Raw genomic sequence first — 23,239 nt, 5'->3', positions numbered from 1 at the left:
GTATCCGGGGCGAATCTGTAAATTTGGGCCTTTGGACCCAACCATGAAATTACAGCTCGCCCTGATATTCCTGCTCTTGCTGGCCAGTTGCCGGGAAGCCCCCAAAACGGGTTTCCGGGAGGTAAACCCTTCCCGGAGCGGCGTGCATTTCGGCAATTTCCTGGAAGAGCGCCCGGAGTTGAACATCCTCACCTATTTGTATTACTACAATGGGGCCGGGGTGGCTGTTGCCGATTTCAACAACGATTCCCTCCCCGACCTTTACTTTGTCGGGAACCAGCAGGCCGATGCCTTTTACCTGAACCGCGGGCAAATGCGCTTTGAGGAAGTCTCAGGACTTGCCGGGATCAGCAATTCCCAGGGGTGGACCACGGGAGTCACCCACGTGGATATCAACGGGGACGGCCTGCTTGACCTTTACCTTTGCAAGGCAGCGGGATATCGGGCCCTGGAGGGCCGGAACCTGCTCTATGTAAACCAGGGCCTGTCTCCCGATGGGGTGCCGACCTTCAGGGAAGCCGCAGAGGAATATGGCCTCGACTTTTCCGGCCTGTCCACCCAGGCGGCCTTTTTCGACTACGACCTCGACGGGGACCTGGACCTCTTTTTGCTGAACCACTCCGTGCACCCCAATCGCAACTACGGCAAGGGCTCCCAAAGGGAATCCTCTGACCCCCTCTCGGGTGATCGTATCTACCGAAATGACCAGGGTTACTTTACCGACGTCTCCAAAGAAACGGGGATTTTCCAGGGAAAGTCGGGCTATGGCCTTGGGATAGGCATCAGCGACCTGGACGGCAACGGGTATCCTGACATTTACGTGGGCAATGATTTTTTTGAAAACGACTACCTCTACCTGAACCAGGGCGACGGCACCTTCAGGGAAATCATCTCCACGGGAGATGGGAGGGTGGGCCACACCACCCACTTCAGTATGGGGAACGACCTGGCCGATATCAACAATGACGGCCTTACCGACATTATTTCCCTCGACATGCTCCCGGAAGACCTGCTTACCTACAAAACCTCCGGCCTGGAATACGCCTACCCCATCTACCGCCAATACCTCCGGAACGGGTTTGCGCCCCAGTTCATGCAGAACACCCTTCAGGTAAACCTCGGGGGCGCTTCCTTTGCAGAAGTGGCCCACCTGAGCGGCGTGGCGGCCACGGAGTGGTCCTGGGGCGCCCTGCTGGCCGATTTGGACAACGACGGGTATAAAGACCTGTTTGTGACCAATGGGATCAAAGGGGCGACCAACGACATGGACTACATGAATTTTATCGCCAATGAAGCCATACAGCGCCGCATCGACCAGGGCATGCAGGACGCCGACATGCCCCTTACCCGCGAAATCCCGCCAAAAAAAGTCGCAAATTACCTGTTCAAAAACAACGGGGACCTGACCTTTTCCGACCGGACCGCAGCGTGGATCGGCAAACGGCCCACCTTCAGCAACGGAGCGGTATATGCTGACCTTGACCGTGACGGGGACCTTGACCTGGTCGTCAGCCACGTGGATGAAAAGGCCTCCATCCTGGAAAACACCCTCAATACAGGAAACCACCTATCCATTGCTTTCGAGGGTCGGGCCCCGAATACCCGCGGCATCGGGGCCCGGGTGATGGCCTATTCCCATCAGGGCCTGCAGGTGGTGGAAAACTTTCCTTCCCGGGGGTACCTTTCAGCCGTTTCCCCGGAGGTGCATTTTGGACTGGGCACGGCTGAACGCCTCGATTCCCTGGTGGTCATTTGGCCCGGAGGCGCCTTTGAAATTCTAAGGGATGTCCCCACCCGCACCGGCATTACCCTGCGGCAGGCCGATGCCGGGGGCAACTTTTACGATACCCGGGGCCTGAAGGAACCCCTCTGGTCCGTTACCGATACCGTTTTACCCTTTGTCCACCGGGAAAACACCAGCCTGGACTTCGACCGGGAACCCCTGGTGCCCTTTGCCGCTTCAAATGAAGGCCCGGCCCTGTCGGTGGCCGATGTAAACCGGGATGGCCTTCACGACATTTTTATCAGCGGGGCCAAAAGGCAAGCTGCGGCCCTGTACCTACAGAAAGGGGACGGCACCTTCCGGGAAGGGGGCCTGTCCGTTTTCTCCCCTGACGCCCTTTCCGAAGACACCGGGCATATTTTCCTGGATGTGGACCGAGACGGGTGGGTAGACCTGCTGGTCGTTAGCGGGGGAAATGAATTTGCGACAGGTGAGCCCCTGCGGCCCAGGCTGTACCGGAACCGGCAGGGGACGTTCCAAAGGGATACCACGGCCTTTTCCGGGGTTTTCCTCCACGCCTCCCGCGTGGACACCCTCGACTGGGACGGCGACGGGGATACGGATGTGTTCATCAGCGCCAACAACACCCCCGGGGCTTTTGGCAAAACCCCGAAACACGGCCTGTTCGCCAATGACGGCAACGGGAACTTCACGGAAGTGACCCGGGAACTCCTGCCGGAACCCGGGCAGGCAGGGGGCATCCGCGATTTTAAATGGGCTGACCTGGACGGGGACGGACGGGAAGAATTCATTACTGCAGGCCATTGGGCCCCGGTAAGGGTCTACAGCAATACCGGAACCGGATGGGCCCCCCATCGCGAAAATGGCCTCGCAGACACCCACGGGTGGTGGAATTGCCTGGAACTCGCCGATGTGGACGGAGACGGCGACCTGGACCTCATCGCCGGGAACTGGGGGCTGAACAGCAAATTCCACGCTTCCCCCGAAAACCCGATAACCCTGTACCGAAGCGATTTCGACGGCAACGGGACGGAGGAACCCCTGGTCACCCACTACCACCAGGGGGTGGAAACGCCCTTTGCCTCCAAGGATGAGTTGGTCAAACAAATGCCCTTTTTAAACAAGCGTTACCGGACATACCGGGAGTTTGCCCAGGCGAGCCTCGACGACCTTTTCGGGCCGGGTACGCTCAAGGCGGCGGACCAGAAAAAGGCCTATGAACTGGCCAGCTGCATTTTCCTGAATGACGGGAATGGGAATTTCAACAAGGTCCCCCTTCCCCTGATGGCCCAGGCTTCCGTGGTTTACGACATCCTGGTGGAGGACCAGGACGGCGACGGATACCCGGACCTGCTGCTGGTGGGGAACCTCCACGAAATAAGCACCCAACTCGGCCGGATGGATGCGCTGCATGGCGTATTTTTGAAAAACCGGGGCAAAGGGCGCTTTGAATGGATCCCGGATTTGTCCCCGAAGATTCCCGGGGCTTCAAGGGCGATAGACACCCTCCGCATACAGGGGAAAAAAACCTATGTGATCGGGAGGAACAATGCCTCCCCTCTATTCTTAACCAAAGACGAACGATAACATGAAGGCAGCTTTTATCATTGCATTAGGCAGTTTGCTCCTGCTGGGGGCCTGTACCTCCCCCGAAAAGGACCCGGCAAGGGAAGAGAAAGGCCCGGAACCCCTGTTCTCCCTGCTGCCCCCGGACAGCACCGGCGTCTTTTTTGTAAATACGGTGGAAAACCAGAAGGATTTCAACATCTTCAAATACCGGAACTTTTACAACGGGGGCGGGGTGGCCCTGGGCGACATCAATAACGACGGGCTGGTGGATATTTTCCTGACCGGCAACATGGTCCCCAACCGGCTGTTCCTGAACAAAGGGGACTTCCGGTTCGAGGATATTTCCGAAAAGGCCGGCATTATGGGAAACAAACCCTGGTCTACCGGGGTGGTGATGGCCGACATCAACGCCGATGGCCTGCTCGATATCTATGTGAGCAATGCGGGGAATATGGAGGGGAACAACCACGACAATGACCTCTACATCAACAACGGCGACCTGACCTTTACCGAAAGCGCCCGCGAATACAACCTGGCGAGCACCGGGTTTACCACCCATGCCACCTTCTTCGATTACGACCTCGACGGGGACCTGGATGCCTACATCCTGAACAACAGCAACATCCCGGTAAGCAGCCTGGGGTATGCCGAACAGCGGGAGGTGCGGGCCCAGGATTGGGAAGGGGTCCCCCACATCTTCCGGGGCGTGGGCGATATGCTCCTGCGCAACGATGGGGGCAGGTTTGTGGACGTGAGCGAGCAGGCCGGCATCTATGGCAGCCTGATTGGGTTCGGCCTCGGGGTGATGGTCACCGATTTTAACCAGGACGGGTACCCTGACCTGTATGTCTCCAACGACTTCTATGAGAGGGATTACCTCTACATCAATCAGCAGGACGGGACGTTTTCCGAAGAAATCAAGGACTGGACCGGGCACCTGAGCCTTTCGGCCATGGGGATCGACATTGGCGACATCAACAACGACGGCCACCAGGATATTTTTATCACCGACATGCTGCCCGAAGCCGAAGAGCGGGTCAAGTCGGTCATGGAATTCGAAGGATACAAAGTCTACGACCTGAAACGCGACAAGGACTTTTACCAACAATACATCCAGAACACCATGCAGCTGAATAACGGGAACGGGACCTTTTCGGAAATTGCCTATTACAGCGGGGTCGATGCCACCGACTGGAGCTGGGCGGGCCTGATGTTCGACATGGACAATGACGGGCGCAAAGACCTGTTCGTGACCAACGGGATCAACCACGACCTGACTGACCTGGACTTCGTGGATTTCTTCGCTGATGAAATCATCCAGAAAATGGCCCTTACCGGCAAAAAGGAGTCCATCGACTCCATCATCCAGAAAATGCCGATCAAGCCACAACCGAATTACGCCTACCGAAACAAAGGGGACCTGACCTTTGAAAAGGCCAACCGGGAGTGGGGTTTTGAGATCCCCACCCGATCCAACGGCGCCGCCTACGCGGACCTCGACAATGACGGGGACCTCGACCTGGTGGTCAACAACGTGAACATGGATGCTTTCGTGTACCGCAACAACACCGAGAGCCAAAAGCAGCACAACTACCTGAGACTGAAATTCAAAGGCCCCGAAAAAAACCCCTTTGCCATAGGGACCACCGCAAAACTTTACCTGGGCGAGCAGGTGCTGGTCCAGGAACTGATCCCTTCCCGGGGCTTCCAGTCCTCTGTGGACTACACCATGACGCTCGGGCTGGGGAAGGCCCCCAAAGTCGACTCCGTGCGCATCCTCTGGCCCGACCGCAGGACCCAGTTGCTGACGGATGTTAAACCGAACCAGGAACTGGTTTTCGACCATGCCGGGGCGGACGACACGTACCGGCCGGCATCCGGGGGTAAGACGCGGCCCCTGTTCCGCGAAATCCCCCTCAGGACCGACTGGACCCACCAGGAAGACCGCTACAACGATTTTGACCATGAAGGGCTGATTTACGGAAAATTGTCCCAGGAGGGGCCGGCACTGGCCGTGGCCGACGTGGATGGGGACGGAAATGAAGACTTTTACCTCGGCGGGGGCTCGGGGCAGGCAGGCATCCTTTACCTGCACCTGGGCGAGGGGCGCCTCCGGGAGAAAAGCGTTCCGGCTTTTCGGCAGGATTCCTTTTACGAAGATACTGCCGCTGCCTTTTTCGATGCCGACGGGGACGGGGACCCCGACCTGCTGGTCGCCAGCGGGGGCAACCAGGCCGATAAAAACCGCACGTACCGGCCCAGGCTCTACCTGAACGATGGGAAGGGGAATTTCTCCCCGGGGGAAGAACTCCCCTCCACCTTCAAGAACATGGCCAGCGTGAGTCCTTCGGACTTTGACGGGGACGGGGACGTGGATGTCTTTATCGGGTCCCGCTCCGTAGCCGGGATCTACGGGGTGAACCCCGACCACCTTTTCCTGGAAAACATCGGGGGCGGGCAGTTTAAAAACGCCACCGACCGCATCGCAAACGACCTGAAAGAGGCCGGGATGGTGACGGCCTCCCAATGGGCCGACATGGACGGGGACGGCAGGGACGACCTTGTGGTGGCCACCGACTGGGGCAGCCCGAAGGTGTACCGGAACAACGGGCGGCGGCTGAGCCGGATGAACACCTCCCTCGACAGCCTTCATGGCTGGTGGAGCGCCCTGGCGGTACATGACCTCGACCAGGATGGCGACCCCGACCTGATCCTGGGCAACCAGGGGGCCAACCTGCACTACCGGCCCCGGCCCGGGAAGCCCATGAAACTGTGGGTGAATGACTTTGACAACAACGGCACCCTGGAACAGATCGTCACCTTAAGCGAAGCAGGGGGCGACTACCCCATCCACATGAAAAAAGAACTGACCGGGCAACTGGTTTCCCTGAAAAAGGAAAACCTCAGGGCCACCGTCTATGCCTCCCGGACCATACAGCAACTCATCCCCCAGGAGGTGGTTGGCAAGTCCATCGTGAAACAGGCTACCATTTCGGAATCGGTGGTGGCCATAAACGAGGGGAACGGGAAATTCAGCATCCGCGTGCTTCCCGAGCGGGTGCAGCTTTCGTGCATCTGCGACATCGCCTGCATGGATGTAAACGGCGACGGCCACCCCGACCTGGTCATGGCCGGGAACAACTATGAATTCAAACCGCAGTTTTCCCGCCTGGATGCCGGGTATGGCAATGTCCTGCTGGGCGATGGCAACACAGGTTTTGAGTGGCAGCCATTTGACCAAAGCGGGTTTTTTGTAAAAGGGGAGGTCAAAGGCCTGAAAACGCTGAAGGACCGGAGCGGGAAAACCTACGTCCTGGCCGCCATCAATGAAAATAAACCCCGTTTATTTGCACTCGATGAAAACTAAAACGCTGATACTGGTAACCCTCGGCTTCCTTTTGGCTGGCTGCCGGCAGGGCGGGGGCCTCTTCGAGCAACCCGGCCCGGGGCAGACCGGGATCCACTTTTCGAATACCCTGACGGAAACCGACGAACTGAACATCCTGGACTACCTCTATTTTTACAACGGAGGGGGGGTGGCCGTGGGGGACATCGACAACGACGGGCTCCCCGACATCTACTTTTCGGGGAACCAGGTCAAAAACAAGCTTTACCGCAACAAGGGAAACCTGGAATTCGAGGATATTTCGGCCCGGGCAGGGGTGGAAGGCAATAGCAGCTGGAATACCGGTGCCGTAATGGCGGATGTAAACGGCGACGGATGGCTGGATATCTATGTCTGTGCCGTGGTGGGCATCAACGGGTTCAGGGGCCATAATGAACTGTTCATCAATAACGGGGACGGGACCTTTACCGAGCAGGCCGGGCAATACGGCCTGGATTTTGACACCTTCAGCTCCAATGCGGCCTTTTTTGATTACGACCTCGACGGGGACCTGGACCTCTACCTGCTCAACCATGCCGTACATACCCAGGATTCCTACGGCAAAGCCTCCCTGCGGTTCGAACGCGATTACGATACAGGCGACAAACTGCTGAGGAATGACGAAGGCCGGTTTACTGACGTGAGCGAGGAGGCGGGTATTTACGGGGGCATCAACGGCTACGGCCTGGGGATCGCCGTATCGGATTTCAACCAGGACGGATACCCGGACCTCTATGTGGGCAACGATTTCCATGAAGACGATTACTACTACCTGAACAACGGGGACGGCACTTTTTCTGAGCAACTCAGGAGCGCCTTCGGGCACACCAGCCGCTTCTCCATGGGGAGCGACGCCGCCGATATCAACAATGACGGGAGGCCCGACCTGATCTCCCTCGATATGCTGCCCCAGGAAGAAGTGCCGCTGAAATCCTCGGAAGGGGACGACAACCTGCAAACCCAACGGATGCGCATCAAGGACTACGGGTACTACTACCAGTTCACCCGGAACATGCTCTACATCAACCAGCCCGACGGCAAGTTCCTGGAAACCGCCCTGATGAGCGGGGTGGCGGCCACCGACTGGAGCTGGAGCGCCCTGTTTGCCGATTTCGACCAGGACGGCTGGCAGGACCTTTTCGTTTCCAACGGCATCCCCAAAAGGCCCAATGACCTGGATTTCGTCAAATTTGTCTCCAACGAACAGATCAGCAGCAAAATAAGCAATACCAAGCTGGTGGACCAGAAAGCCCTCGACCTCATGCCTTCGGGGAATACCCACAACTACGTGTTCCAGGGCCGGGATTCCCTCAGGTTCCTGGATCGCAGCGGCAGCTGGATCCGCAAGGACACCCTGCTTTCGGGGGCTACGGCCTGGGGCGACCTGGACCGGGACGGGGACCTGGACCTGGTGATCAACAACCTCAACCAGCCCCCGACCCTGCTGATCAACAAGGGGGGTGACAACCGATCCCTGACCCTGCAGCTGCGCTTCAAAGGCAAAAACCCCTTTGGGATCGGGTCCAGGGTATACGCCTACCACCAGGGTGGGGTGCAAATGCGGGAACTGCAACCCGTTCGCGGGTTCCAGGCCTCCTCCGAACCCCTGATCCATTTCGGGTTCGGCGATAGCCCCATGGTAGACTCCCTAAAAGTGGTGTGGCCCGACGGGCAGTACCAGGTCCTGAGGGAGGTCGCTACAGGGCAACGGCTGGAAATTGTGCCGGGGGACACAAAGCCATACAGGCGTCATCGTCAGGAACCCGAAAACCCCACGGTATTCCGGAAAATAGAAGGGGCCCTCGGCCTCGATTTTACCCACCGGGAAGACAATTACACCGATTTCAACCGGGAGAAACTCATCCCCTACAGCCTCGCGGATCGCGGGCCTGCCTTTGCCACCGGGGACCTGGACGGGGATGGGAAGGAAGACCTCTATTTCGGGGGTTCCAAAAGGATTGCCCCCGAAGTGTACCTCCAGCGCGATTCCACCTACCTCCGCTACCGGCCTGAAAGCATCGCGAACGACAGCCTTCAGGAGGATGTCTGTGCGGTGATTGCCGATTTTAATCGCGACGGCAGGAACGATTTGCTCGTAGGATCGGGCGGGGCCGACTTTTTTGGCACCTCCCAGCCCCTGCTGGACCGGTATTACCGAAATACCCCGGCCGGGTTCGAACCGGGCCCCCTGCCCGAAAACTACGGCAATACTGCGGTGCTCCGGCCTTTTGATTTCGACGGGGACGGGGACCTGGACCTTTTTGTGGGCAACCAGTCCGATACCGGGCGCTTCGGGGTCGCCCCGGACAGCTACCTGCTCGAAAACCAGGGGGGGACCTTTACCCGATCCGATTCCTTTGACGGGGCCGGGCTCGGGATGGTCACCGACGCGCTCTGGAGCGATTTTGACGGGGACGGGCAAACCGACCTGATCGTCATCGGGGAATGGATGGCCCCTAAATTCTTCAAAAATCAGCAGGGCAGGCTGGAACCCGCCGGGGAGATGGGACCCGCCGGCCTCTGGCAGCGCATTGCCCCCTTCGATATGGACGGGGACGGGGACCCCGACTACGTGCTGGGGAACTGGGGGACCAATTCCAAGTTCACCGCCTCGGAAGCCTACCCCCTGAAGATGTATGTTTCCGATTTTGATGCAAACGGCAGCTCCGAGACCGTGGTCGCCACGGCAAAGGACGGCACCTATTACCCCCTGGTGGGCCTGGAGGATTTGGGCTCCCAAATGGTCATGCTGCGGAGGAAATACCCCGATTACAGCTCTTTTGCAGGGCAACCCCTGGAGGCCGTTCTGGGGGTGGAAGCCCTCAATGCGGCCCGTCTGCTCCAGGTCACGGAATTGCGCTCGGGATACCTTAGCAATGAAGGGGGAACCTTCCGGTTCCGGCCCTTCCCCTACCTGTTGCAACTGGCCCCGGTCATGGAACTCCTGGTCGGGGACTTTGACGGGGACGGCCGGGAGGAGGTACTGGCCGGCGGGAATTATTTTGGGGTAAAGCCCTACCAGGGCCGGTTGGATTCCTTTCCCGGGGCGCTGATCCGGGGCGAAAACGACATCCTCCCCGGGAACCGGGCGGGCCTTGATTTTATGAACAAATCGCTGCGGCACCTCGCCCTGGTCGAAATGGGGGGGCAACCTTTCCTCCTGGCCGTCTATAACGACGCCGCAGCCGAAGTCTACCAATTGACACACCAATGAGAACACCTATGAAAGCAACACTGGTTTCCCTGATGGGCCTGGGCCTGGTCCTGGGGTCCTGCAAATCCGAACCCATCGAAATCACGGCGGAAGAACTCCACGCCTCTATGGACCAACTCACGGAGGTGATGGTCCACGATATTTTCAGCCCCCCGGTGGCCAGCCGGGTCTACGCCTACCCCACCATTGCCGCCTACGAAATCATGGCGCTGAACAACCCGGGGTACCGGCCGCTGGCAGGCCAGCTGACCGACCTGGGCAGCATCCCCGTCCCGGAGGAAGGCAAAGCCATCAATTACCCGCTGGCGGCCCTGGTGGCCCACATGGACCTGGGCCGTAGGCTCATTTTCTCGGAAGACCGGTTCACCGTGTTCCGCGACAGCCTGTATGGGGTATGGGAATCAAAGAACCGGGGCGAATTCGAAGCGGCCCGGGATTATGGCCTTCAAGTAGCCGACTTTATCGCCGCCTGGATGAAGGAAGACCAGTACAACCAAACCCGGACCATGTCGAAATTCACCGTGGATACCGACGACCCTTCCCGCTGGCAACCGACCCCACCGGCGTACATGGAGGGGATCGAACCCCACTGGAACAAGATCAGGCCCTTTGTGATCGATTCTGCTGCCCAGTTCCGGCCCACCCCGCCGCCCCCGTTTTCCATGGAAGAGGGGTCCGATTTTTACAGGGAGCTGAAAGAAGTCTACGACATCAGCAATGAAATCACCGCGAAAGGGGATGCCTCTGAAGAGATTGCCATCGCCCAGTTCTGGGATTGCAACCCCTATGTTTCAGTTACCCGCGGGCACCTGATGTTCGCTACGAAAAAAATCAGCCCGGGCGCCCACTGGATGGGGATTACCAAGATTGCCTGCAGGAAGACCGGCAGTGGCTTTGACGATGCCCTTTATGCCTATGCCAAAACCTCCATCTCCATTGCAGACGCCTTCATCAGCTGCTGGGATGAAAAGTACCGCAGCAACCTGATCAGGCCGGAAACCCTCATCAACCAGTATATCGACGACAATTGGAAACCCGTTTTGCAGACCCCGCCCTTCCCGGAGTATACCAGCGGGCACAGTGTGGTCTCCGGGGCAGCGGCTGTGGCCCTCACCGACGTCTTCGGGGACGGCTTCGCCTTTGACGACGACACCGAACTGAAATACGGCCTCCCGGTACGCAGTTTCACCTCCTTTAACCAGGCTGCCGACGAGGCGGCCATCAGCCGGATGTACGGGGGAATCCACTACCGGGCCGCCGTGGAGGTGGGTGTAAAACAGGGACGGGAACTCGGCCGCTTCGTACTGGGGGAGTTGCAGATGAAAGAACCCGGGGCCCTGGTCCAAAAAGGTTCCTGAGACCTGATGTATATTTGCCATTGAGTCCCATGAGTAACCCCTGAAAAGGAAAACGCATGAAAAAAACACTGTTCGGCATCCTGATATCCCTTGCCGTACTCGTATCAGGCTACTTGTTTTTCTACCCCTATGACTATGTGGTGCGCTTTGAAGCCGACACCTTCCCGGGCACTATCAACCAGTCCATCAAGCTCTGGCACCGGGGCGCCGGGGTACAGGGCACTGAAGTCGTCCAGGACGACCTGTACCACCTGGAACATATGGTGCAGGCCGGGGATTCCGTACACCGTTACCGGTGGACCATAGAACCCCTGACCGACTCCACCTCCCGGGTAACGGTAAAGATCACCGACCCCGACCACAGCTTCAAAAACAAGCTCCTGGTCCCATTTGCCGACGCGGCGGTGGAAAAATCGGCAGTGCACCATGTGAAGGACTTCGCCAGTGACCTGAATGACCACCTCAGGCTATTCCGGGTGCAGATAGAGGGCGAAGCAGAGCTGCCGGGTACCTTCTATGCCTACGTAAACCTGAAAACCTCCCAACACGGCAAAGCCGGGGGCATGATGGACCATTATATGCTGCTGAGCGACCTCCTGGCCGGCAGCCAGGTGACCCTGAACGGCCCCCCCATGATTGTGGTCAATGAATGGGACCGGGAAAAGGACAGCCTGGATTTCAATTTTTGTTTTCCGATTATCCGGTCCGACCGGCTTCCCAACCATCCCGATATCAACTACAAGCGGATCTTCCCCAAGAAAGCCCTGAAAGCCACCTATAACGGGAACTACATCACTTCGGACCGCGCCTGGTACGCCCTGCTCGATTATGCCGAAAAACACGGCCTTGAAGTGGAGGACAAACCGGTGGAGGTATTCTACGACAACCCAAACCTCGGGGGGGACGCCCTGCGCTGGAAAGCCGAGGTATACCTGCCCCTGCGGGAAGCCCCGCCGGCAGACTAGGAAACACTACCTGTTGAGGCCCGCCCGATGTTTGGCGGGTTTTTTTTATCTTCCCGGTAAATCCGCGGGAGCCATCCCTGCCTATCCCAACCTATGTATTTCATTGGATACGACCTCGGGAGTTCCTCCCTGAAAACCGCCCTGGTATCGGCTGCCGATGGCCGCGTGGTGGACGTGGTGAAAACCCCTGAGGAAGAAATGGAGATCGCGGCGCCCCGGGCCGGTTGGGCGGAGCAGGATCCGGCCCACTGGTGGGATTGCCTCTGCCGGGGGACCCGGGAGGTGCTGGGGCGGAACGGGATTGCGGGCGGGCAGGTTTCGGGCATCGGGATCGCCTACCAGATGCACGGCCTGGTGCCCCTGGATGCACAGGGCCACCCGGTTCGTCCGTCCATCATCTGGTGCGACAGCCGGGCGGTTGGTGTGGGACAGGAAGCTTTGGCTGCCCTGGGCGGGGAAACCTGCCGCACCCGCCTCCTCAATGACCCCGGCAACTTTACGGGCTCGAAGCTCCGCTGGATGAAGGAACAGGAACCGGAGGCCTTTGCCCGGACAAAAACCTTCCTCCTGCCCGGGGACTACCTCGCGTTCCGGCTTTCGGGGGCCCTTCAGACCACGGCCAGCGGCCTTTCCGAAGGAATCCTGTGGGATTTCAGGGCCGGGGAGCCTGCCTGGTGGCTCCTCGACCATTGGGGCATCCCCAGGGGACTCGTCCCGGAAATCGTCCCGACGTTCGGGCAGCAGGCCCGGGTTTCCAAACAGGGGGCGGCTGCCACCGGGCTGGCCGAAGGCACCCCGATTTGCTACCGGGCCGGGGACCAACCGAACAATGCCCTTACCCTGAATGTATTCAATCCGGGGGAAATCGCTGCCACGGCGGGGACCTCAGGGGTCCTGTACGGGGTAAGCGACCGCACCGGGGTAGGGGAAATCAGCAAGTTCAACAATTTTGCCCATGTGAACCACAGCCCGGGCCACCCGCGGATCGGGCAATTGCTCTGCATCAACGGGGCAGGGAGCCTGTACCGCTGGCTGAAAAAGCAACTCGGCCCTATTAGCTACGGGGAGATGAACCGGATGGCTTCGGAAGTCCCCCCGGGAAGCGAAGGGGTATGGTGCCTGCCCTTTGGGAACGGGGCGGAACGGATGCTTGGGAACAGGACCCTGGAAGCCTCTTTTTCCGGGATCGACCTGAACCGGCACCACAGGGGCCACCTCTGCCGGGCCGCCCTGGAAGGGATTGCCTTTGCCTTCCGGTACGGGATGGAATGGATGGAAAAAGACGGCGTGGCCTTCCGGGAGGTCAGGGCCGGGTCGGACAACCTTTTCCAGGCCAGTGCCTTTACCGAAACCCTGGCCACCCTGGGGAATATCCCTATTGCCCTGTTCCGGGTAACGGGGGCGGTCGGGGCGGCCCGGGCGTGTATCGTACACGAAAAAGGCCCCGACCTGCTGCGGGAATGGTCTGCCTCCCAGGATTACGAACAGACCATCCGGCCCTCCGGCGACAGCCACGCCCTGCGGGCAGCGTATACCCTCTGGAAAAATGAACTTGAAAAACACCTTAAACCCTGACCCATGCCACTGATCGGAACCACTGAATTCTTCAAGGGGATAGGCCCCATCCCCTTCGAGGGGAACGCATCCGACAACCCCCTGGCCTACAAGTACTACGATGCACAACGCATCGTGGCCGGGAAACCCATGCGCGACCATTTCAAATTTGCCGTGGCCTACTGGCACAGCTTCTGCGGCACCGGGGCAGACCCCTTTGGGCCGGGCACCCTGCAACACCCGTGGGACATCCCTTCGGACCCGCTGGAAGCCGCACGCCTGAAGGCAGATGCCGCCTTCGAGTTCATCACCAAACTCGGTTTTGAATACTTCTGCTTCCACGACTTCGACCTGGTACGGGAGGGGGATACCCTGCTGGAATCGGAAAAACGCCTGGCGCACATCATCCCCTATATCCGCGAAAAAATGGAAGCCTCCGGGGTGAAGCTGCTCTGGGGGACCGCCAATTGCTTCAGCCACCCGCGCTACATGAACGGGGCGGCCACCAACCCCGATTTCAGGGTTGTCGCCCGGGCCGGGGCCCAGATAAAAACCGCCCTGGATGCCACCCTCGAGCTCGGGGGGGAAAACTACGTCTTTTGGGGGGGGCGGGAAGGCTACATGTCGCTGCTCAACACCCAGATGAAAAAGGAGCTGGACCACCTGGGCCGCTTCCTGGGCCTGGCGCGGGATTACGCCCGCGGGAAGGGTTTTACCGGGAATTTCTTTATCGAGCCCAAACCCATGGAGCCTATGAAACACCAGTACGACTACGATGCCGCCACGGTCATCGGGTTCCTGCACCAGTACGGCCTGCAGGACGACTTTAAACTAAACCTGGAGGTGAACCACGCCACCCTGGCAGGCCATACCATGCAACATGAAATGGAAGTGGCCGCTGCCCACGGCATGCTGGGCAGCATCGATGCGAACCGGGGCGATGCCCAGAACGGATGGGATACGGACCAGTTCCCCAACGACGTGGCCGAGGTGGCCCTGATGATGCTTACCCTGCTCGAGGCGGGGGGGTTGCAGGGCGGGGGGATCAATTTTGACGCCAAGCTGCGCCGGAATTCCACGGACCCCGAAGACCTTTTCCTCGCCCATATCGGCGGGGCGGACACCTTTGCCCGGGCCCTGCTCGTCGCCGACCGGATTTTACGGGAATCGCCCTATCCCGGGTGGCGGAGGCAGCGGTATGCCTCCTTTGAATCCGTGGCAGGCCGGGATTTTGAACAGGGCAGGCTTACCCTTGAGGACCTCTATGCCCTCGCGCACACCCAGGGGGAACCCCCGCTCACCAGCGGGAAGCAGGAGTTGCTGGAAAACCTGGTCAACCGGTATCTCTGAAACAGGCCGGCCTACTGTGCGAAATAGATGTAGATAAAGACCACCAGGGCCACAACGCCGATCCCCACCTGCCTGACGTATTTGTAAGGGGTGATTTCCACCTGGTTGGTGTACTGGAGTTCAAAGGGTTCGGGCCTGGGTCTGAGCTTTCCGATCAACAGCATAATGCCGATGTTCAGGAGGAACAGGATGGCCATGACATCCAGGAAATGGGGATAGGCCTCCGCCCGGATTTCTGCCAGGGCAGCCGCATCAGTAATCCCGCTGGCCGCTGCCTCATCCATCGCCCTTCCCACAAAATGGGGCTGGAGGACAAACTGGCTCAGGATGTATAGCAGGGACCCCGATACAATCCCAATCTTTGCCGCAATGGCCGGTACCCGCCGGGTGAGGTACCCCACGGCGATAATGGTCAGGATGGGGATGCTGTAGATCCCATTGACTTCCTGTAAATATTCGAAGAGGCTCCCGGCATTGGCGATAAGCGGGGCGATAAACATAGAAACGAAAGCCAGGAAAACCCCGAACCACTTGCCGTACTTTACCACGGTCCGTTCCGGGGCCTCAGGGTTGATATGTTGTTTGTAGATGTCAATCCCGAAAAGGGTCACGGAGCTGTTCAGCACACTGTTAAAGGAACTCAGGATCGCCCCAAAGAGGACGGCCGCAAAGAACCCGATCAGGTAGCTGGGCAGCACCTCATTGACCAGGGCCGGGTAGGCCTGGTCAGCCACCTCCAGTTTGCCCTGGAACATGTGGTAGGCAATGATCCCGGGCAGCACCACGATCAGCGGACCCAGAATTTTGATAAACGAAGCCAGCAAAAGCCCCTTTTGCCCTTCCTTCAGGTTTTTGGCCCCCAAAGCCCTTTGGATGATCTGCTGGTTGGTGCCCCAGTAGAACAACTGCACGAGCATCATTCCCGTGAAAATGGTATGGAAGGGGACAGAATTCGTGTTTTTTCCTATGGAATTGAATTTTTCAGGGTTATTCTCCGTAAGGACCCTGATCCCTTCGAAAACGTTTCCTTCGCCAATGGCAAACAGGCCAAAGATTGGGATCAATATGCCTCCGATCAGCAGGCCGATGGCATTGATACTGTCGGATACGGCCACCGCCTTCAACCCCCCGAATACGGCATAGATTGACCCGATGATTCCGATCCCCCAAACGCAAAGCACCAGGGCAGTGGTATCAGAAACCCCCAAAAGGCCCGGGACATCGAACATGGTGCTGATCGCGAGGGACCCGGAATACAGGATGATGGGTAATAGCACGACCACATAACCCGTTAGGAAGAGGGCCGAGGTAATTGTCTTTGTCGTTATATCGTACCGGTCCCTGAGGAATTGAGGCACTGTAGTCAGGCCACTTTTAAGATACCGGGGCAACAGGAATACCGCGGTGACGACCATGGCAATAGCTGCAAGGGTTTCCCAGGCCATCACCAAAATCCCTTCCGTGTAGGCCTGGCCATTCAGGCCCACGATCTGTTCCGTGGACAGGTTCGTCAGCAGCAGGGACCCCGCAATGACCCCGGCAGTAAGGCTGCGGCCCCCGAGGAAATAGCCGTCTGAAGTGGTTTCATTGGTGGTGCGGGTGGCGAAGTAAGAAATGACGCCTACCAGGAGGGTAAACCCAACAAAGGAAAGAATGCCGATCATTTTTGGTTAGAATTGGTTTGTTTAGCTTCTAAATATATTGGATTATTCCCAAACTGCGCGCGGGGGGCAGGGCAAATCTGGGCAACCCCTAACAGGGAAGGCCCCCCGGGGCTGCAGATTTTCCCATGGAGGAACTATGGCCTACCTTTGCAGCCCAAACCACGGAATATGGCATTTTTCTTCAGGCCGGGCCTTACTTGGGTGCTTCTCCTGCTCTTGGGGGCATGTGCACGCACAGGCGTCCTGAAGCCGGCGGCAGACCTGCCCCGACGGCTGAATGAGGTCTCCGGCATGACCTCCGTGGACGGGGAGGTCCTTTGGGTGATTGAGGACGGGGGAAACCCCGACCGGATCTTTGCCCTCGACACCCTGGGGAACCTGCTCCGCTCCCTGGAGGTGAAACCGGCGAAGAACAAAGACTGGGAAGCACTTTGCAGCGACCTGGAAGGACAGGTATATATCGGCGATTTCGGGAACAACCGGAGTGCCCGAACCGACCTGGCCATTTACAAGCTCCCCAACCCGACGGCGGTAAAGGGCGATACCATTGCCGCGCAGGAAATCCGCTTCCGATACCCGGACCAGGAAGCCTTTCCCCCGGGCTTTGCCAGGAGGCGTTTCGATGCCGAGGCCTTTTTCCATTTCGAGGGCCGCCTCTACGTAGTTACCAAAAACCAGTCGGATCCCTTTGACGGCACGGCTACGGTTTACAGCGTCCCCGACCAGCCCGGGGAATACGTGGCGGTAAAGGAGGCCGAAATTGCGACCTGCCCGCAACGCAGCAGTTGCCGGGTCACCGATGCAGCCCTCTCCCCCGATGGGGAGCGACTGGTACTGCTGGGATACGGCAAAATGTGGGTCTTTGAAAACTTCCGGACGAAAAGGTTCTCCGGCGGGCCGGACCGCACCCTCGACCTGGGGATCAACACCCAACTGGAGGCTGTTTGCTTCCTGAAGGATGACCTCCTGTACCTGGCCGATGAGCGTAAAATGCGGTTCGGCGGGCACCTTTACCCCTTCCGTTTGCCAAAAGAGTAACCCCCGGGGCCGACACCCGCATCTGGGACGCCACGGGAACCTGTCAAAACCCATAAGGTATTTAAGCGGCAGTACTTTTTCCATACCTTTGAGTGGGAAGGGCATCCTGTGAGCGCCCGAAAGCATCCAAAAAACAGAAGGTTACCCACCAGGGTAGCAATACCCCGGGCGACTGAATCCTATGGAATCTATTTTCACCTGCTGATCCATGAACTCCCAGAAAAGGCTTGAGAGGGCGTACCGAAATGCAAGGGTCATCCCCTTTGACGACGCCTCGAGGTTTGTGCTCTTCAGCGATTGCCACCGGGGCGACAACAGCTTTGCCGATGAATTCGCCAGCAACCGGAACCTCTATTTCCACGCCCTCAAACAGTATTACCGGGAGGGGTTTCAGTATGTGGAACTTGGGGACGGGGATGAACTCTGGGAAAACCTCCACTTCCAGACCCTGTTCGAAGCCCATAAGAATGTCTACCTCCTGCTGCGGGAATTCCACCTCGGGGGCCGCCTGCACCTGATCTGGGGTAACCACGACATGGTGTACAAAGACCCGGCTTACGTCAGCCGCCACCTGAGCACCTATTTTGACCCCATCGACGGGAAAGACCGGGAGCTTTTCCCGGGGATCCGGTACCACGAGGCCCTGGTGCTGAAGCACGAGGAAACCGGGCAGGAACTCTTCCTGTGCCACGGCCACCAGGCCGATTGGTGGAACTATACCTTCTGGCGGTGGAGCCGCTTCCTGGTGCGGGTCCTCTGGAAGCCCCTGCAGGTATGGGGCATTGCAGACCCGACTTCCCCGGCCAAAAACTACAAGGAGCTGATCCGGATCGAAAAACGCATCAAAAAGTGGATCCTGGGCCGCGACCTGATGATCACCATTGCAGGCCACACGCACCGGCCGCGCTTTCCGGAACCCGGCCAGATCCCGTTTTTCAACGACGGCAGTTGCGTTCACCCGCGCAGCATCACGGGCCTGGAAATACAAAACGGGCAGATCTGCCTGATCAAATGGCACATTGCGACTACCGAAGAAGGCCTGCTGCGGGTAGAGCGGGTACTTTTGGAAGGCCCGCAAAAACTCTCGGATTATCATAAGGCATAAGGCCACATGACCGCGCTGGATAACCTCATCGACCAGATTCCCTTAAGGCATGACCTGATCTCCTATCTGGTCTTCTCGGGTGTCCTGACGGGCTTCCTTCTGGCCCTGGTGATCTGGGTAAGGGCACCCATCAGCAACCAGGCCCTGAAATACTATGCCCTGCTGTTATGTTGCCTTTCCATCGTTACCCTTGATACTTTGCTCTGCTATACCGGGTGGATGAAATATGTACTCGCATGGAACGATTCCACAGAGCCGCTTACCCTTTTGCTGGCCCCCTTGCTCTACCTAAGCATCCGGTTCCTGATCGTGCGCCGTCCCCTTCCCCTTTGGATCGTAGCCCTCCACTTCCTGCCGGCCATCCTGTATGCCCTGTCGCAAACCGGGTATTATTTTGAACCCCTTTCGGTGAAATATAATGCTTACAAAGGGGCCTACTTTGCAGACCTCCCTTATGCCGATGTGCCGGAAGGGACCCGGTATGGGTACCAGGGGATAAAAGACCTGCAGCGTTGGTTTTTGTTGCTGGGGTTTGCGTTTTACGGCACCCTGTCGATCCGGCTCTGGTATAGCCGACGGAAATCGTTCGGGGATCCGGCCGGCAACGTGCACATCTCCAGGTACCGTTTTGTCCGCCTGGTCCTGGTCGCTTTTGTGGTAATCCTCAGCATCCTGTTGCTGGTATACCTGAACTATGACGACGACAGGGGCGATCACTACATCACCCTGTTTACCTCGGTATTCATGCAGGCCGGGGCCGTTGCCTTCCTGATGGAGTCCCGTTTCTTTCAGCACTCCTGGCTGATTGATAAATATGAAACCGCTTCCGGGCCGGACAAGTCCCCTGACCTGGAAGCCGTCAGGGCATTCGTGTCGCAGGAGTCATTTTTCTGCTCCGAAACCCCAAGCCTGAAAAAGGTGGCGGAAGCCTTCGGAACCCATCCGAACGCTATCTCGAGGCTGATAAACCAACAGACCGGTGGAAATTTCAACGACTTTGTGAACGGGTTCCGAATTCGCCTCGCCATTGAACGTCTGGGGTCTGCTGACTATAAAAACTGGACTATTGAAGGGGTTGGCCAAAGTGTCGGATTCCGCTCAAAATCTTCTTTTTACCAGGCTTTTAGAAAACAAACCGGGATGTCTCCAGCGGCCTACCTCAAATCGGTGCAGGAACCTTACTGAAAGGTTCGGAATTACAAATCCGAACCCCTGCGGCCTTTAACCCCTGCCCCGGGTCCAAAAAACTCCTGAGATTTGTCCCAAACGCTTTCCTGATGAAAAAAGTGAGAAGGTATGACCTGGACTGGCTGCGCGTCGGGGTATTTGCCCTTTTGATATGCTACCATGTTGGGATGTTCTTCGTCCCCTGGGGCTGGCATTTGAAGAACAACATCATCTATCCGGAATTGCGGTGGCCCATGCTTTTTCTCAACCAGTGGCGGCTTCCGATCCTGTTTGTCATTTCCGGCATGGGGACCTATTACGCCTATTCCTTCAGATCCGCCGGGAACTATTCCCTGGAGCGCCTGAAAAGGCTGGGGATCCCCCTGGTTTTCGGGATGTTGTTTATCGTACCCCCGCAAGTCTACCTGGAGCGGGTTGCCGCAGGTGATTTTCAGGGATCATACTGGGATTTTTTTCCTTCCCAATCCTTTCTCGGGGTTTATCCCGAAGGCAACCTCAGCTGGCATCACCTCTGGTTCCTGCCTTACCTGCTCGTGTTTTCCCTGGCCATGGCGTGGCCCTTCAGGAGGATAAAAGACACCCCCGGCAAACTGGTTTCCTGGGTAGGCAACCGGCTCCGCACCCCCTGTGGGTGGTTGGTTTTCCTTATCCCGCTTTATTTGTGTGAGGCCTTCCTGGAACCTTTTTTCCCGGTGACCCACGCCCTTGTGGGGGACTGGTATGCCCTTATGAATTTTGGAACCCTGTTGGTCCTCGGGTTCCTGCTTACTGCAAGCGGCCAGCGCTTTTGGGACCATGCAATACGGTATCGCAGGCGCAACCTGCTGCTTGGGGTCCTGAGTTTTAGTGGGCTGCTGGCCCTGTGGCAACTGGAAGACTCTATTTTTATTCATTTCACCGGGGCGGGGATCAAGGTGCTAAATTTCTGGACCTGGATCTTCGTGCTTTTCGGGTATGCCGCAACCTACCTCAACCGGCCCGGGAAATTACTCAGTTATTTTAACCGTGCGGTCTACCCATTCTACATCCTTCATCAAACCCTTACCCTTATAATCGCATATTATATAATGGACCTGCCGTGGGGCTTCCCGGTGAAGGCAACCATTCTCGGTTTGGGCACGTTCGGGGGGTGCCTTATCCTTTACCAGGGCTTAATCTTACCCCTTAAATGGCTGCATCCGTTTTTTGGGCTAAAAGCCACTGCCCCTCCAGATTGAAATTACTGCCGGGTGACATGGCCACAACCCGGGGGGCTGATGGGTTGCTGGGAGGAAAACCGTATATTTAAAACCGAAACCAACCTGCCGCCAACTCATGCCGTTGCTGATCGTTATCCTTGGGATCCTGCTACTTTTCCTGCTGATCGCGCGCTTCAAACTCAATGCTTTTATCGCCTTCATCATCGTCTCCCTTGGGGTGGGTTTAGCCGAAGGCATGGAACTGGAAGCCCTGGTAAGCGCCATACAAGATGGGATCGGCAGTACCCTGGGTTTTCTTGTCATCATCCTGGGCCTGGGGGCCATGCTAGGCAAGCTGGTGGCCGACAGCGGGGCGGCCCAGCGTATCACCTCCCGCCTCGTGGCGCGTTTTGGAATCAAAAACGTACAATGGGCGGTGGTGCTCACCGGCTTTATCGTGGGCATCCCCATGTTTTATACCGTGGGCTTTGTGATCCTGGTCCCCCTGGTGTTTACAGTGGCTGCCGCAACGGGGCTTCCCCTGCTCTACGTGGGGATGCCGATGTTGGCTTCCCTGTCCGTTACCCATGGATACCTGCCGCCCCACCCGGCCCCCACGGCCATCGTGGAGATTTTCCAGGCCGATTTCGGAAAAACCCTCCTTTACGGCATCGTGGTGGCCATCCCGGCCATAGTGGTGGCCGGGCCGCTGCTTTCCCGGGCCTTCAAAAACATCCCGGCCAGGCCCCTCGAAGCCTTCGTGAACCCCCGGATACTTTCCGAAGCCGAGATGCCGGGGATGGGCATCAGTGTCTTTACAGCCCTCCTCCCGGTATTGCTCATCAGCCTTGCGACCCTGGCCGGGTTCGTGCTCCCTTCGGATTCCCTGGTCCTCAAAGGCCTCCAGTTTGCGGGGAACCCGGTAATCGCCATGTTGCTGGCCGTGCTGGTGGCCATCTATACCCTGGGGCTTTCCCGCGGTAAAACGATGAAAGACCTCATGGATTCGGTGGGAAAATCAGTATCGGGTATCACCATGGTGCTGCTGATTATCGCCGGTGCAGGGGCCCTCAAGGAGGTGTTGATCGCCAGCGGGGTGAGCGAATATATCGGGGGCCTCTTGCGCGAATCGAGCATATCCCCCCTCATCCTGGCCTGGGGGATCGCCACCGTAATCAGGGTAAGTGTGGGGTCGGCCACGGTAGCAGGCCTCACGGCAGCAGGCATCGTGCTGCCCCTGGTGCAGAGCTCTGGCGTAGCCCCGGAGCTCATGGTGCTCGCCATCGGGTCGGGCAGCCTGATGCTTTCCCATGTAAACGACAGCGGCTTCTGGCTGTTCAAAGAATATTTTAACCTGACCGTGAAGGACACCCTCAAAACCTGGACGCTTATGGAAACCACCGTGGGCGTTATGGGGCTGGTTGGGGTCCTGGTCCTAAATACACTACTGTAGCCATGATGGAAAACCCCTCCCCCGAAGCCCGCCTGATGGCCCTGGGCCTAACCCTTCCCCCCGCCCCGCCCCCGGCTGGCCTCTATAAACCCGTAAGGGTATCCGATGGATACCTGTACATTTCCGGCCAGGCCCCGATGCGGGAAGACGGCACCTATATCACCGGCCGGGCCGGGGCCGACCTCGACCGCGATCAGGCCAAGGCTGCGGCCCGGCAGGTGGGCCTGACCATGCTTGCCACTATCCGGACCCATTTCGGGCCCCTCGATCAAATCGACTTCCTGGTGAAAACCCTGGGGATGGTCAACGGCAGCCCCGACTTCCACGACTACCCCTATGTAATCAACGGCTATAGCGAGCTGATGGCAGAGGTTTTCGGCCCCGACAAAGGGGTGGGCGCACGTTCGGCCGTGGGCATGTTCCTGCCGGGGAATGTTGCGGTGGAAATCGAAGCTATTTTCAAATTGCGCTAGC

Annotated in this window: 14 protein-coding genes; 13 read left to right on the top strand and 1 reads right to left on the bottom strand. The window is 58.1% G+C overall.

Features of this window, described 5'->3' with window-relative positions:
- Positions 1-31: 31 nt before the first annotated feature.
- The 7 genes from NG653_RS07040 (at position 32) to xylA (ending at position 15,139) form a co-directional block, all read left to right on the top strand.
- Entirely contained in the window at positions 32-3,331 is a 3,300-nt protein-coding gene (locus NG653_RS07040) for a VCBS repeat-containing protein (RefSeq protein ID WP_252740980.1), read from the top strand.
- Position 3,332: 1 nt separating this feature from the next.
- The gene (locus tag NG653_RS07035; RefSeq protein ID WP_252740979.1) at positions 3,333-6,680 is read left to right on the top strand and encodes a VCBS repeat-containing protein; all 3,348 of its coding nucleotides are present in this window, start codon (positions 3,333-3,335) and stop codon (positions 6,678-6,680) included.
- A complete protein-coding gene (locus tag NG653_RS07030; protein ID WP_252740978.1) occupies positions 6,670-9,912 on the top strand; it encodes a VCBS repeat-containing protein in 3,243 nt (1,080 codons plus the stop codon). Before NG653_RS07035 ends, NG653_RS07030 begins: the two co-directional genes overlap by 11 nt.
- 8 nt (positions 9,913-9,920) lie before the next feature.
- Positions 9,921-11,270 (top strand): vanadium-dependent haloperoxidase, encoded by a 1,350-nt coding sequence (locus NG653_RS07025; RefSeq protein WP_252740977.1) that lies wholly within the window; start codon positions 9,921-9,923, stop codon positions 11,268-11,270.
- Positions 11,271-11,326: 56 nt separating this feature from the next.
- The gene (locus NG653_RS07020) at positions 11,327-12,235 is read left to right on the top strand and encodes a GyrI-like domain-containing protein (RefSeq protein ID WP_252740976.1); all 909 of its coding nucleotides are present in this window, start codon (positions 11,327-11,329) and stop codon (positions 12,233-12,235) included.
- 93 nt (positions 12,236-12,328) lie between these two features.
- Positions 12,329-13,810: a xylulokinase gene (locus tag NG653_RS07015; RefSeq protein ID WP_252740975.1), complete on the top strand. Its 1,482-nt coding sequence runs from the start codon at positions 12,329-12,331 to the stop codon at positions 13,808-13,810.
- Between the two features lie 3 nt (positions 13,811-13,813).
- Positions 13,814-15,139 (top strand): xylose isomerase, encoded by a 1,326-nt coding sequence (xylA, locus tag NG653_RS07010; RefSeq protein ID WP_252740974.1) that lies wholly within the window; start codon positions 13,814-13,816, stop codon positions 15,137-15,139.
- 11 nt (positions 15,140-15,150) lie between these two features.
- Here xylA and NG653_RS07005 read toward each other — a convergent pair whose 3' ends face one another.
- Entirely contained in the window at positions 15,151-16,803 is a 1,653-nt protein-coding gene (locus NG653_RS07005) for a solute:sodium symporter family transporter (RefSeq protein WP_252740973.1), read from the bottom strand.
- A gap of 168 nt (positions 16,804-16,971) precedes the next feature.
- On the opposite strand from NG653_RS07005, the gene NG653_RS07000 reads away from it, so the two are divergent.
- The 6 genes from NG653_RS07000 to NG653_RS06975 all read left to right on the top strand — a co-directional run bounded on the left by NG653_RS07000 (position 16,972) and on the right by NG653_RS06975 (position 23,238).
- Positions 16,972-17,841 carry a hypothetical protein gene (locus tag NG653_RS07000; RefSeq protein ID WP_252740972.1) on the top strand — a complete coding sequence of 290 codons (870 nt, stop codon included), beginning with the start codon at positions 16,972-16,974 and terminating at the stop codon, positions 17,839-17,841.
- Between the two features lie 208 nt (positions 17,842-18,049).
- Positions 18,050-18,946 (top strand): metallophosphoesterase family protein, encoded by an 897-nt coding sequence (locus NG653_RS06995; RefSeq protein ID WP_252740971.1) that lies wholly within the window; start codon positions 18,050-18,052, stop codon positions 18,944-18,946.
- A 6-nt stretch (positions 18,947-18,952) separates the two neighbouring features.
- On the top strand, positions 18,953-20,131 hold the full coding sequence (locus NG653_RS06990; protein ID WP_252740970.1) for a helix-turn-helix domain-containing protein: 1,179 nt from the start codon (positions 18,953-18,955) through the stop codon (positions 20,129-20,131).
- A 92-nt stretch (positions 20,132-20,223) separates the two neighbouring features.
- Positions 20,224-21,351, top strand: a complete 1,128-nt coding sequence (locus NG653_RS06985) for an acyltransferase family protein (RefSeq protein WP_252740969.1) — start codon at positions 20,224-20,226, stop codon at positions 21,349-21,351.
- A gap of 97 nt (positions 21,352-21,448) precedes the next feature.
- A complete protein-coding gene (locus NG653_RS06980; RefSeq protein ID WP_252740968.1) occupies positions 21,449-22,765 on the top strand; it encodes a gluconate:H+ symporter in 1,317 nt (438 codons plus the stop codon).
- Positions 22,766-22,770: 5 nt separating this feature from the next.
- Positions 22,771-23,238, top strand: a complete 468-nt coding sequence (locus tag NG653_RS06975) for a RidA family protein (RefSeq protein WP_252741029.1) — start codon at positions 22,771-22,773, stop codon at positions 23,236-23,238.
- Position 23,239: the final 1 nt, after the last annotated feature.

It is taken from the genome of Robiginitalea marina (assembly GCF_024006985.1).
Classification (GTDB): Bacteria; Bacteroidota; Bacteroidia; order Flavobacteriales; family Flavobacteriaceae; genus Robiginitalea; species Robiginitalea marina.
This window is presented reverse-complemented; position numbering and strand designations above follow the sequence as displayed.